The organism is Reinekea sp. G2M2-21 (assembly GCF_015687175.1).
Classification (GTDB): Bacteria; Pseudomonadota; Gammaproteobacteria; order Pseudomonadales; family Natronospirillaceae; genus Reinekea.
This window is the reverse complement of the sequence record NZ_JADPQG010000002.1, coordinates 95,478-108,595: the sequence shown is the minus strand read 5'-3', so window position 1 is coordinate 108,595 and position 13,118 is coordinate 95,478. Positions and strand designations below refer to the sequence as shown.

The following is a 13,118-nucleotide window of genomic DNA, read 5'->3' as shown; positions in this document are numbered from 1 at the left end:
AATAAATTGTGTTCAATCCTCACCCAGTGTTTTATACAGGTTGGTTTTTCAGAAAATTCAGGAGGTAAATAACGCAAAGAAAGTATCGTAAAACTAAGCGCTACCCAAGAGTGCTGTAACACTCAAGGGCAGCTAACCACAACCGATATAGTAGGTATCAATTATGGCTAAGTTCAATGGTAAGCTAGAGCACCGCTCGTTCCAAGAAAAAATCTCCCCGCAAGGGAAACTAAGCGCAACAAACAGCGACCTTCAACACCCTGTTGAAGCGAAAACCCCTTGTGAAACCGCTGTTAACACAACAGCAAACTCCACACACGCCAACCGGCACCGAAACCCACAGATAGAAACCGACCCCGCGTACTTACGCGCCCTACACTGGTGGCGTTTTCGTATCGCCCTGGCGTTGTACACCGGAGCTTTTCCAAATTCGATGCGGCTAAAGCCGTGTTCCGTGAAATACGTGAGTTATCAGCAACTGTTAAAGCAGTACCGAAGTAACAACAGCCGCTGAACAAACGCAGTAGAAAACACAGAACACATTGCTTAGCCGCACATCTTGCCTGCGCACGCAGGCAAGGTTTCTGATGCTTTAAAAACAGAAAACGAATTTAAAAAGCGAGACAAACCATGTACAAAAAAATCACCAACATAGACGACGAACTGCTGTTTACCCACGCCCATCAACGTGAACTGGAAAAACCCAACCCAGTGATACTCGATAGCATCGCCCGTGCCGAGCTGTACATTGCCAACACCTTCGTCCATTTAAAACACGAAGCCATTCACGCACTCATGCTCAGCACGCGTAGCGTGTTATTGGAAAGTAGACCCATCCTAACCGGGAAATTCTCCCTCAAAGAACTCACCACCAACCTACTCATCAGCCACATCATTCAAGCCAACGCCACGCGGCTTATCCTCATCCACCACAACCCCAAAGGAAATTTGTCGATCAAAGACAAACACTTGCTGGAAGCCACGCGAATAAAAGACCGCCTGCTGGAATACTCAATATGGCTGGATGATTTTTTTCTTATTACCAAGGCTGACTCGAATTCCAACCGAATGAACACCACCTCACTCGCCAGACTCGGTTTGGTGTAATTTTCACTTGTAGGTCGGGCTTTAGCCCGACATCGCCTTTCCATACCGTTCCGCCTGAGCGCGAAGCAGTCGAGGCTTTAACATCAATCTGGAGACGTACCGCTCAAGTAGGTTGATCTTTAGGCCAACAATTTAACTCTAAATACATAGCCACCACTTTAACCACCCCACACGGTTCGTGCCGTCTCCCCAATTACGGATAAACTTTGCCTCGTCACTTGCAAAGAAGGCCACTTACGCGCAAAAAAGCCTGTGCGCCGAATTTCCCGGGAAATGTCTGAATATTTAAGCCGGCGCAGCAAGACCAAGGCAATAACGAAATTTCTATTTCCCGCTTATTAGACTAGCCCCCATGAATAGAGCGTTTCAGAGGTACGAGTTTCTCGATAATAACCGCACGTGCCGTTTTTTAGAGTGATCAGATTGACAATAGTACCAGCACCGCAGAATATGATTGGCATTGAGCCGAATACGACCAGAAACCAAGTCTGACGATGCGGCGCCGGAAAAAACCGCAGTAGCGGCATATGAAACTGTTAATTTCAATAAAGGACAATCATGAAAAAACTGACAATTACCATTCTATTAGTGTGCACTTCTGCTCTAGTTTTGGCAGAAAATTTGGGAAGAACAATCCACGTAAATCGGGTTTTTTCTGAAGGGGCAAGTACAGCAGGATTCTATCCCGTTGAATCGCTTCCTGAGTGTAAGTGGGGATTGATGTACATTGACCTGTCTACTGAAGGCGGCAAAGCTATATTTTCTTTAGTATTAACCGCTAAAACTGCCGGACATGCAGTGATAAGAGTGGACTATACCAAAGACTCTTCAGATAAGTGTTTAGTAACCGGCTTTCATACGCAGTAAAAGTAACAATGCGCTGTTGCATCAGGCCCGCTTAAGTTAACACGCAGTTCCGGGCGTGCATTCGCTCGCCACAAAGCATTGGCGTTATAAGGAAAACGATGGATCGCATTCAGATAGGAAACGAATCAGATTTTTGCGTAGTACTAGATAACCCACGATTCAACGATGAGGGATGGGTTGAGTACTATGACCTGCATCTAAGATCGGATGCAATGAATGCGACTATCAAGGTAGAAAATTCGGCGTATGCAGTTTCAGTTTGGGATTTCTTTAAGGAGCTTGATGACAATTGGTCTGGCTGGGATGGACAGAAATCTTGGCGGGCACTGGAGGATGAGTTCAGGCTAGAGGCCACAATGTCTAAAACAGGTCACATCAATTTATGCTTTCGATTTAACCTATATGACTATCAGTGGCTTGCTATTGCAAATATATGTATTGAGTCGGGGTAGCTAAACCAGTTGTCATGTAACATCCACAAATTCTTCCGAATCAATGCAAACTTATAACAAGGCCAGCCAGAGGGAACAAAAAACCGCTGCTTCGCTTTGGTTTTTCGGCCCCTGCTGGCGGCGTTAGTAGTGCAACCTCATGAGTAAATGGCACATAGTTTTTAATAAGGAGTTAACTACTACTCCAATTAGCTTTTGGGTGCATGCGAATGTAGATGGCGATACTTGGCATGATGCAAGTAGCTACGACCCACCGTTCCATAAACCCATCCCCATGAAGGGTTTCCCATTGTTGGTAGTTGAAAACAAGGGGTATTTACTGGAATTTGCCTCTGTATTTGAAGCGGAGCATTTTCTAGGAGTAATTGGGCAAAAAAAAATGCCTTCAACTAATGAGCTATCTCGAATAAGGTCGGATGACTGTGGTCCAAATAGACATTGGCTAAGTCGCTTACCATCTAAGCTAAAACCTTGGACTAAGAGAGATAAACTTATTTCTTTGGTCGAGGCCGTATTGAACGAATATAGGAAGGTTTGTCAGTAAAGTACTACAAAAAATCCAGTGAACCTCAGGCCAGGAATCCTTGCTTTGCAAGCTGGTCTTGGACTCATTTTCGCTGGCGCTAAAATTCACCGGTTATAGAAACGTTAGAAATCGTATGGAAGTTTATGCATGACAAGTTGGGGAAACCTAAAACACGCATACGGCATCGCCGAAGATATTCCAGGACTATTAGAGCAACTGGAGTTCTTCCCTGAAGAATCCTCTTTTGAAAAAGAGCCTTGGTTCACTCTGTGGAGTAATCTCTATCATCAAGGCGATATCTTCACCGCTTCTATCGCTGCTGTTCCAGAAATTGTCAGTATCCTAAGTGGTAATCCCGCTAAAGCAACTGCTAGCTTTTTTTCATTGCCTGCAGCAATTGAAGTTGCTCGATTTAAATCCGGAGTAGTGGTCCCGGAAGAGCTCAAATCATCATATCACGAGGCAATTAAACAACTTGGATCTTTGGCAGCGCTTAATAAGTACACTGATTCTGGTGTATCGCGGGCAGCGCTGGCAGCAATTGCTGCATCATCAGAATTGCATTCTTATGCTGAGTTGATACTTGAAGTGGGTATTGAGGAAGTATCAGAAGTATTGAATTGGTACTGGGACCGATAATTTCTAACAAATCCGTGTTGCTGATTGGCTTCTGCTTCGCACCAACCAACCGCAAACGATATACACAAGCTGATTAAACTACAGCATTACAACCAATAGAGATACATTGGAGTAGAAGTGGAAAATAACTGCGAATTGATGATCGAACTAGCTAATGATGAGCGGTATCTGGATTTAATGAAACAGCCAAAAGGAGAATGGATTAACTTGGACACATTCTATTCCATCATCGGTTCTAGCTCTCCTCTTGCAACTAAACATGGTTTCAAGTTAATGGATTGCATTGAAGACCGTTAGCGAAAGTTCGTTAAACTTGAAGTAAGTATTAACGATGAATTCGATGCTGAAAAACTAGGGTTATTTCTTGTTGGTTTAGATGATGTTAAGAATCATTGGATGGTCCTTTACGATTTCGAAGGTTGGGGATGGATTATCGGTGGTGATAAGAACAATAAAGCATGTGATTACTTTGATAATGTTGAATCTGGTGAAGAAGCATACTTAGACTGGGCTGCAAACCTTCCGTCATGTCACGATCTGGGTGTTTTTAGCGAAAATTTCTTTGACTAAACTCGCATTGTGATGGATTGTTGTTCAAACCTGTACAAATACTATTTTCGCGGCAGGTCTTGCTCTTGTGAAATGGCCAAATAATATGGGCGTTATCGATCATGAAATGTTTTCTGTTAACAATATTTATCGGAATATCTGCTAATTCATTTGCATTACAGTGCAAAGAATATAAAGCAAGTGAAGATGAGATAGTTTCTATTGTGGCTAAGGAAGGATACGAGGTTCAAATTTCGGTTCCGCTGTTTCTGGATCAAGATATGCTTACAATTATTACTGCACAAACATCTAAGAAGGGCACAAAAGGAGCAGAAAGGTATTTTCGGTTTCCTCTAAAATATATTGAAACTGGAAAGGTAGCCATGTCGACGATTTATCACTATGACAAAAGCATAGGCCTAGAGATATGGGCCAAATATGGATATGATATTTGCAGTCCGGTACTCCACGCAACTTATAATCAATAAACATCACAGGCAATGGACGCTGAAAGAAACGCCCAATTTCCATAAACGTTAGGTGTCTATGAAGCCTAAACAACGAAGGTCAGTTGAGGAAATACTGGAATCCACGAAAGAGTTCCTTTTTCCAACTTGGCCTCCAGATAAAAAAGTTAAACTGAATTCGCAAGATTGCATGGGTGATACACCCTTACATATCTTGGCAAGTAGAGGTGATGCTTATGGTGTACGAACTCTTGTCGATGAAGGCGCTCGACTGAATGTTCAAGGGGATATGGGACTTACTCCATTGCATGCAGCAGTCAGCTCTGGGAATATAGAAGTTATCACTATTTTGCTGGAAGCCGGGGCGGACCCAAGTATTGTCTCCGAATTCGGTACAAGTGCCAAAGAACAAGCACTTCAATCATCAAAACAGTTTAACTCGCTATTTAAAAGGTACACCTAACAAATAGCAGTAATCGGCCGTATCGGGCGTTGGACAAATAATTCACTGGCGTTCGATATTTGTCGATGCAAGGCGTTAAATATCAGGGAGAGTATGCCTAGTTTCTTAAAGTTCTTAGCCCTAGCAATACCAGTATTGGGTGTTGGTGTGTTTATGAGCATTCGAGACCATGACGAGGTCGAGAGAATGGCATTCTCTGGTCGCGTATCTTTCATCGAGTGGGAATCGCACAATCACAATATGCCATTGATCGAGATCAGCAGGAAGAATGGCACAAAGATAAAATTCAGCAGTTCTCGAATCATTCTTGATTCAAACCAGCTTAAGGTTGGAGATTTAATTACTAAAGTGAGTGGGTCAACGACCTGTGATATAAATGAAAAATCAGTGCCATGTATCAAGTAGCACTTAACTAGATAACGCAGTATCGCCACTGCATGGCTGAAAGGATGCGTCGCCCTTGTTTTGGGCGACAACTTGCACACAACAGATGGATCTACTAAATGAGTAAATTTAAGAATATTTTCTTTATCGGACTTATCCTAATTTTAGGGAGCTATTCGGTCGCTGACACCGTATCACTGTTTGAGAATTCAGTTGTATCGAATGAAATTGATTTCATAACTGAAGATTCAACGACCATTGGACACTCATTGCACTTTTTAGGGAGAGTGCGTGCTGAAATGCCAGACAAAAGGAGTGACGACCTTTTTGATGCAGACTCTTTTCACTTCAAAATATCATTCAAAGACGAAACATCTATAAATGTGTTTTCACATTCGAGCTTTGGTTCACGAAAAAAAGCTGAAAAATACGTTATAAAGCTATTAGGCCCCCTTGGTAAGCTACCTGTATACATGCGTGACCGGTTATCACACGTTGTCATTCACAAAGGTAACGAAACCGCATTTTCAGATCATTTAGGTCACTTTTTTGTGGTTTATTCTGAAAACATGGACATTCGTATTGGCAATCATGATCTTGAAGAAACAGTTTTTCATGAGTCTGTACATGCGACACTGGATTATTTGTTTAGCGATAATGAACAATGGTTAAATGCACAAAGACTAGACTGTTGTTTCGTAACTGACTATGCGAAGTCCCATCCTATGGGCGAAGACCTTGCAGAAACTTCGCTATTTGCATACGCCTATTTTAGGTACCCTGATCAATTGCCCAAAAATGTTAAAATTTGGTTAGAGACAAAAATACCGAATAGGTTGAGCTTCTTTAGGGATCAGATATTTGAGTCGTATTTAAGATAGAAAGAACGCGCAGTGGACTAAAATTTTCTGCGCATTTTAACCACTGGCGTAAGTGTTATGTACAAAACACCATGAAGAGAATGTCTGCACGTTACGAACCTGATGATCGAACAACGAAAGGTGAGAAAATCCTTCCGGATGAAAGTATTTCTAAGATCCGAGGGGCACATAAGCAGGGTCCCATCTTAGTTCAGCAATTGTTTTACCGTGGCGCTAGCTGCCCGAGAGTATTTGGCTTTGATGACTTCGAGGATTTCGAAGAACTATTAAAAGACAATGCAGTTCCCGGGGATGCTTACGATATTTAGAGCTTTAATAAAGTATGTGCTAATGACAAGGTCGTCGCCGAAGGTAAACTTCACGACATCGATGGTTGCGATCCTAATGGTGGGGCATACCAAAGTTGAAAAACAGGACCAAGCACTCGCGCATTCCTCACTTTCGACCAAATTTCACTGGTGTTCAATTTTTCCGGTGTTCAACGGCATTAGATTTGTGGATGAGACATGATTGGTTTTGGATCGGGCTTAGAAGAAAATGATGAGCTAATAACTAAAATGAAAAAATTAAGGTGGTTTAAAATAAGCTACCCAAAAGGTGGGCACTACAATGATGGGTATGAACTTTATCTCACTTTGAATTATGACTCTGCTGAGAGTTTGATTAGTGATTTGGGTGTATTCGGAATTGACTATTTAATCTTAGAAAGTGCTAATAGAGGCGATAACCAAGACTATAGAACAGGTTTGTGTGAATACAGGCTAAACGGTAAAACTGTTGTGGTGTCTTATTCAAAATTTCAAAAGGTACTGAATTACAGTGCTTATATTAGTATTGGCAGTGATTATCTTTCGATCAACTTAAACCAAAGTAGTTGGTACTACGTCACTTTAGACGATATTAATGCTGCAACTGAGGTTGAAAGGCAAATCCTACCGAAGTCGAAATCTATCAACCTGTAGCAGCTTGGCATAAAATCCTCGCGTTGCAGGGGCGGGCTTTCGACTCAATATCGCTGCGTTTCACGAAGCCGCGGTTTAGGGGCGTTATGAGAATAAAAATGGTTACTCCTCTTAGAGTATTTTTCCTCATCGCTTTGACACCAGTTTGTCTTGGCAGCGAGAGTCATCTTTCGCTAGGTGGTATCACTCTTGATCTTGATCCTGATCTTGATGAAGGTGCTGTAATTTCTATCCTTGGCGAACCAAATTCTCGTGAGGAAATATCGGATTTCATAAATCTTATCTTTAAGTATGATGAACTGGACATCTATTTTAGCGGTCAATTTATAGTAGGTGCATTTACTACCTCACCTAATATATGTACTTTTGAAGGTGTATGCCCCGGTTCATCAATAGATAAGGCTGTTGGTATCTACGGGCAGTATCATGAAAAATCAGAAGACTTATACGAGTTTTATCCAAATATTGATTTAACTTGCTGGTATAGGATGGGAGTAATGATTGCAAAAGTTACTTCTATTGAAATTGTATGCCAGCCTTAGGTTCTCATAACAAACGCCAGCAACCGGCCCGTTCTGGGCGGTGGACTAGAAATTCACCGGCGTTCATTTTTTGCTGTGGCGGTCGTATGTAGTCAAAAGGAAGTTCATGAAACCTGGAAACATCTTGAAAATCGATACTCTTAATGGAGGGTGGCGGGATAAAGATTCAGTCATGCTCCATGCTTGCTTCCAGCTGCTGTCTGATTGCATTGAGAAGGAAGGGTTGCTAAGCGGTCATACAGATTGGGATGCTGATAATAAGCACCGAGCAGCCAAGAAGGAACTGGAAGAATTATATGCTTGGTGGCAATCTCATGAGGAAGAGGATATTCCTAGCAGCGACGAAAAGCATCAAGAAGAAAACCAGATGCTGATTCGTTTAATTCACATCAGGTGGGCGCTTTGGACATAGTTACTAACAAGGGCAACAATTTCGCGCCTGAACTTCCTCGTTTTGCGTTAAAAAATCGAGCACAAAAAATTCACTTCTGCAGTGGTCTTATGGTCGTAGAGTTAATAGGCACTTAATGGTTGATACACTAATAACAGTCAATACTTCTTGTATGGCGCTGTGTTCAGGTCTGTTTTTTATTAAGGCTTTTTATCATAAAAAAAAGCACGAAGTAATTTCAAGGAAGGTAACGATAGCCCTTGGATTAGCGATGCAGTATTACTATTTCCCAATCTCTTTAATGAAACCGGAAAGTACCATCGGAAAAAGTTCTTTCAGTCGATTGCGGGTTTCGTTTTGCCATTAGCAGTAGTGTTAATAACAGCTCTGATAGCAAAAGTACATTTCGGTATCGAGATTTAATGATAATGCAACGTCCGACTATAATTGAGTGCTGGGTGCAAGCACCTATTAACAAACGCATTGTCGAAGGTGGCAGATCAATTCGTTACTTCTCGCGAAATCAGGATTACCTTACATTGTTTAATTGATGATATTGAATATGAACAAGACATTTTGGATAGAAGCAAGAAAACGGAAGCGAATATACATTCTCATTTGGCTTAGCTGGATTCCGTTTGCGCTTTTTACAATATCAATTTTAGTATATGTTGCTGGCCTTCAACCAGGTGTCTTTATGGGGCTCATAGTCATGCTAAGTTGGTATTCACTTTGGATGTGGTCGGCACGCCAGTTCAGAAAGCTAGAATGTCCAAGCTGTCATAAATTAGCTTTTGAAAACACTTCAATAGTATTCACAAAAATGAAGTGCAAGAATTGTGGGCTTTCCGAAGCAAATAACGTTTAACAAGGGCTACGGGAACTTATTCTGGTCGAGCATCATAGAAGTCAGGGTTTTGAATGGTCGAGCACGCTAAGAGTTGCAGAAAAAGATTGATTCCTTGGCTTGAAGGGTAGCCCAACATTTGACAGGTCTATGAATCATAGCCCAATCAACTACGCTCCGTGCAGTGGGTTTTGGCGGAGTAATGCAGCAAGCAGTTTATCGGTGTAAATACGTTAGGTAATGCATGGGACTAAATAAAGGGAGTTACATTTCAGCGTTCTTCGGAGGGGTCTCAGTCGTCTTGATTCTTCTTTGCGAATACTCTTTTAGGGAATTTTTCTGGGATATAGCCGACTACGTGAATTCGATCATCCCATTTCTAAAATACGAAGTTGAGTATCCGGTTCAGGGAGTTCAATATCTTGTTCCCGGGTTTTGGTTGAGCGATAAAAACGGGATCATCTTTGTGTTAGTCGTCACCTTTCTGTTGTGTACTGTCAGTCTGTTTTGCAGTTTTAGAACTAAGAATAAGTACGGGTACAATGCGCTCATTGGTTTTGGTTTCAGTATGAGTTTAGTATCAATCTTGTATGGAGTCCTTGTCCTATCATGGTTGATAGTCCCTGGCTAAAACGAATGGCCACGTAGCCTAATAAATATTCGCTAAGCACATTCGACTTGGGCTTAAGCGCTCTGACGCGTGTCTTTGCTGATACTTAAGTCGTTAAGAATAGAGTTGTTTTATGAACTGGTGGTTTGGTGCAGGCGGAAATTGGGTTGCCTCAGATGAATGCGATGGTCGGATAGTTTATATTTCGAACCATCTGCGAATAGGGTCTTTCGGCATCTCAGAAAGAGAATTGTTTTTGAGTGAAGTTATTGGCGACGACCTGACAGAGTATTCTTCTGGCCTATCTCTTTCGTTCGACCATGTCTGTTATGTAGAGAGATTTGCCGGTCTCAATTTAACTGAAATTGGTTGTGCGCTGCTAGAGGATGAACATGGTATTGAGTTAGAAAGGCTTTGCTTATTTCACGGGTGTAAAAACCATTGTCTGAAGCGAAAGCAGATATGCTCTCTACATCAACTACAAATATAGTTTGGGCTTTAAATGAATAATATGCGGGTAGTGACCTCGTTGCTCGACCTAGCCACAAGTAAAGTGCTTAAGGGGGTCTATGAACGAAGTTCAATGTAAGAAACTCTATTCACTGGAACATTGGCAAGGAAACGATTTGGTTTCCAGTTGCTGCGCTTTCTATGTCCTCTTTACGAATGGCGACTGTTTAAAAGCTTCATACAATGATGAAAGTTGTATTTGGGAAGTAACGGGGGTTAGGCAAAACCCTAATTTCTCATCACTTGATGGGGATGATGATTTCAGTTATAGGTATGTGGAATATGGACATAGTGATGATCAAGCAATTGGTAAACTGAAATCATACGAGGTGATTGGTAACAATTGCCTTTGTATCAGGTTCTCCGGTGGTTTGGAAGTGAGCTTGGTATATGACCCTAAAACTGAAAAAGAGAGCATCACTACGTACGTATATTGAATGTAAGTTGGTTATGCAAGCCGGCGACGCCATTGCTAGAAAGGATAACTATCATTGAGTATGTGGATTAGACTGTTAGTTGTTATTGAGCTGGTCATAGGATATGGCGTTGTTTTCTATATGTGGATTCTTGGCGTTATCGCTTTGCCGCTTGTTTTATTCACAATGTTTTTAGGGGTCGGATTTAGCGCTCTGCCCCTGGTATTTGCAGTAATCTTTGGTGGGTTTGCGTTGTGGGGGGTCATGCAATTGGTGATGAAGATATTCGATCCTGCTTTTAATATTGCAGATATTAAAGTAATTCGATTTTATCTTTGTCTGGGTTTATCAGCGTTCGCAATATTCATCGAATATGTGAAGTTTAATTTATCTTATTCATTCGTTATTTTTGGACCGCCATTGTTCGTTACCGCACATTTGATCTATTTAGAGCGAAGGAACGTTCTTAAAGCTAGCTAGCAAAGTAAGTATTCGCCTGTAACAGGCAAGGATTGAAAACTCACAGGCGCTCAATTTCGCTACTAAGTAGCGCCGACATAATTATTGATGACATTGAAGGATTAGAATGAAAAGCGAAATCCAAAAGAAGATAGAAGAAAGCGAATACAGAAAGTATCTAAGCAAATTCGATAAATATACGGGGTTATGGAAGCTTGATGATGCGAAATGGGTTAAAAATAGAAATGAGACTTGGGAAGCTATTAAAGAAAGAGAGCTGAAAGAATATCCAAAAACCCCTAAGTCCGAAATCGGTCAAAAAGAGAGGTTTTACTTGCGCGCAAAGCCAAGAAAAACTGATCGTGAACTCTATGTGTATCAAAGAATAACTCTGTCACCATTTGAGGGGGTCGAAGATATCCGTGAAATATTCTTCAATGAACATGTGTCTCAGAGGCGTAACTTGCATGAACAGTTGTTGACTTATGCATCACGCATGTATCGCGCAGTTCCAAATGAGTTTCATCGCGTAGAACTTATTTCAGAAGCGCTATATTGTTCCGAGTTTTTAGCTATGAAGGAAGAGATGGGATACGACAAACGACTAGATTTTGTTGTTACGAGGCCTAGAGATTTCATAATTAAGTTTGCCTGGGAAGCTACTCAGTTTCTGAAAATTTCAAAGCTGGACAATATTCATGATCTTAAAAGTCGAAATAACCAGCACTGGAGTGGAAATGAACGAAGTTATGTAGAAGTTTCCATTGAGTACTTTTTAGGTAATTTAGAATACCTAATTCGCAATGCAAACGGTAGTAAAAGCGATTCAATCAACGAATTGGCTATAAATGGAATTAAAGAATTATGTTCGGAAATAGAAAATTATAGTCCTGATTTCGACGCTCATAATCGGGATGCATTTGTAGAATCAGCGCGTACTAAGATTTTAGGGCATGACTTGATTTCTGATATTCGAGAAAGCTAATAAATTCTGATAGTTGTTAACAGCCAGGCCGGAACCTCACCACGAATCCAATAAGGCGTAATTTCAATGAGCGAAAACGTTTTAACCGCTACCTTCCAGCTGAGCCGGAAGAGCACCGAGAAAGTCACGGCTGTCATAGAGCAGTGTAACGAGAGCATTCAAGCGAAAGATGTTCGGGTGACCAAAAAGGGTAGCGAGTACTCGGTAGAACTGGCGTTTGTCGAGTATGTTGAGGACTATTTCCTGACACTTAATACCGCATTAGAAGCTTTTGGCGCAAAGAACATCGTGTTTCGGTTTTATTTCGAGCAAGCCCATGAAGAGGCGTTCCTGTGTTATCTCAACGGGCAGCTAAAATCCTTTAGCGCGCTCGATGTTTTGCAAGCGGAAGTAAAGCAGAGTCAGCAAAACACAGAAGGCGTTAAGTTGTTTGATCTTCCCAGAAAAGGGTCGGGAAACTATGCCTTATGTCGGTTTCACTTACCCAAAGAGAAAGACAGGGAGTTTCTGTTTTCCTTGTTTAACAACATGCATGGCTTAACCCCTGAGGAATCTCGTGCACTGTTTGTGGAGTCGACCCAAAAGAAATTCAGAAAATGGAATGGGCAAACCGTTCGCTGGTGCGAATGGGTCCGGGTAGATGGCGACACAGAAAGGGTTTACGAGGGGTTCAACAATGTTGTGGATGTTGTTGTGTCCGTCAAGGTTATTGGTGAATTTCTCTACGTCGCTTTCGATGTCACCGCTATGGCAAGCTTGCAGGGTATAGACGATTGGGAAGCGAAGCTGAGTGACACCTCCGTACCGTTGGGTATGTTGCGAGGGGTTAAAAGTGTGTTTGTTAAGTATCGTTGCAAGTTGTTTGATGTTAAGGAAGTCAACGTGGCCGGAGTGTACGGCGGTGTCGATTATCACAACAAGTTCTCGCCAGATGATCTTTGGCAACGCACCTATACTTGGTAGCTGGGCATTGCCACAATCGGTTTGTCCTCCGGGCCAAGAATACGCGGCCACCGGTAGTGGTGGCCGTGCGGTCTCTCGCCATTAAGTGCTTCGTGATA

General features: G+C 41.9%; 17 protein-coding genes. All 17 read left to right on the top strand.

The genetic code is table 11. The features are described from left to right. The first annotated feature begins 163 nt into the window (after positions 1 to 163). The 17 genes from IYN85_RS09320 (at position 164) to IYN85_RS09240 (ending at position 13,020) form a co-directional block, all read left to right on the top strand. Positions 164 to 514, top strand: a complete 351-nt coding sequence (locus IYN85_RS09320; protein WP_196158629.1) for a hypothetical protein — start codon at positions 164 to 166, stop codon at positions 512 to 514. A gap of 116 nt (positions 515 to 630) precedes the next feature. Then, on the top strand, positions 631 to 1,107 hold the full coding sequence (locus IYN85_RS09315; RefSeq protein ID WP_196158628.1) for a JAB domain-containing protein: 477 nt from the start codon (positions 631 to 633) through the stop codon (positions 1,105 to 1,107). A gap of 558 nt (positions 1,108 to 1,665) precedes the next feature. Continuing rightward, positions 1,666 to 1,974: a hypothetical protein gene (locus IYN85_RS09310; protein WP_196158627.1), complete on the top strand. Its 309-nt coding sequence runs from the start codon at positions 1,666 to 1,668 to the stop codon at positions 1,972 to 1,974. Between the two features lie 98 nt (positions 1,975 to 2,072). Next, on the top strand, positions 2,073 to 2,426 hold the full coding sequence (locus IYN85_RS09305) for a DUF6228 family protein (protein WP_196158626.1): 354 nt from the start codon (positions 2,073 to 2,075) through the stop codon (positions 2,424 to 2,426). A 139-nt stretch (positions 2,427 to 2,565) separates the two neighbouring features. Continuing rightward, positions 2,566 to 2,970, top strand: coding sequence for a hypothetical protein (locus tag IYN85_RS09300; protein ID WP_196158625.1), 405 nt, complete (start codon positions 2,566 to 2,568; stop codon positions 2,968 to 2,970). A gap of 129 nt (positions 2,971 to 3,099) precedes the next feature. Then, positions 3,100 to 3,591, top strand: coding sequence for a hypothetical protein (locus IYN85_RS09295; protein ID WP_196158624.1), 492 nt, complete (start codon positions 3,100 to 3,102; stop codon positions 3,589 to 3,591). Positions 3,592 to 3,987: 396 nt separating this feature from the next. Then, the gene (locus tag IYN85_RS09290; RefSeq protein ID WP_196158623.1) at positions 3,988 to 4,161 is read left to right on the top strand and encodes a hypothetical protein; all 174 of its coding nucleotides are present in this window, start codon (positions 3,988 to 3,990) and stop codon (positions 4,159 to 4,161) included. 101 nt (positions 4,162 to 4,262) lie between these two features. Beyond that, on the top strand, positions 4,263 to 4,628 hold the full coding sequence (locus IYN85_RS09285; RefSeq protein WP_196158622.1) for a hypothetical protein: 366 nt from the start codon (positions 4,263 to 4,265) through the stop codon (positions 4,626 to 4,628). 58 nt (positions 4,629 to 4,686) lie between these two features. Then, positions 4,687 to 5,070 carry an ankyrin repeat domain-containing protein gene (locus IYN85_RS09280; RefSeq protein ID WP_196158621.1) on the top strand — a complete coding sequence of 128 codons (384 nt, stop codon included), beginning with the start codon at positions 4,687 to 4,689 and terminating at the stop codon, positions 5,068 to 5,070. Positions 5,071 to 5,573: 503 nt separating this feature from the next. After that, entirely contained in the window at positions 5,574 to 6,335 is a 762-nt protein-coding gene (locus IYN85_RS09275; protein ID WP_196158620.1) for a hypothetical protein, read from the top strand. 506 nt (positions 6,336 to 6,841) lie between these two features. Next, positions 6,842 to 7,297 (top strand): hypothetical protein, encoded by a 456-nt coding sequence (locus tag IYN85_RS09270; RefSeq protein ID WP_196158619.1) that lies wholly within the window; start codon positions 6,842 to 6,844, stop codon positions 7,295 to 7,297. Between the two features lie 86 nt (positions 7,298 to 7,383). Then, positions 7,384 to 7,839 (top strand): hypothetical protein, encoded by a 456-nt coding sequence (locus tag IYN85_RS09265; protein WP_196158618.1) that lies wholly within the window; start codon positions 7,384 to 7,386, stop codon positions 7,837 to 7,839. A 106-nt stretch (positions 7,840 to 7,945) separates the two neighbouring features. Then, a complete protein-coding gene (locus IYN85_RS09260; RefSeq protein WP_196158617.1) occupies positions 7,946 to 8,251 on the top strand; it encodes a hypothetical protein in 306 nt (101 codons plus the stop codon). A 2,005-nt stretch (positions 8,252 to 10,256) separates the two neighbouring features. Continuing rightward, positions 10,257 to 10,634: a hypothetical protein gene (locus IYN85_RS09255; protein WP_196158616.1), complete on the top strand. Its 378-nt coding sequence runs from the start codon at positions 10,257 to 10,259 to the stop codon at positions 10,632 to 10,634. A gap of 54 nt (positions 10,635 to 10,688) precedes the next feature. After that, positions 10,689 to 11,093, top strand: coding sequence for a hypothetical protein (locus IYN85_RS09250; protein WP_196158615.1), 405 nt, complete (start codon positions 10,689 to 10,691; stop codon positions 11,091 to 11,093). Positions 11,094 to 11,199: 106 nt separating this feature from the next. Then, entirely contained in the window at positions 11,200 to 12,057 is an 858-nt protein-coding gene (locus tag IYN85_RS09245; RefSeq protein WP_196158614.1) for a hypothetical protein, read from the top strand. Positions 12,058 to 12,123: 66 nt separating this feature from the next. Next, entirely contained in the window at positions 12,124 to 13,020 is an 897-nt protein-coding gene (locus IYN85_RS09240; RefSeq protein ID WP_196158613.1) for a hypothetical protein, read from the top strand. The last annotated feature ends 98 nt before the right edge of the window (positions 13,021 to 13,118 follow it).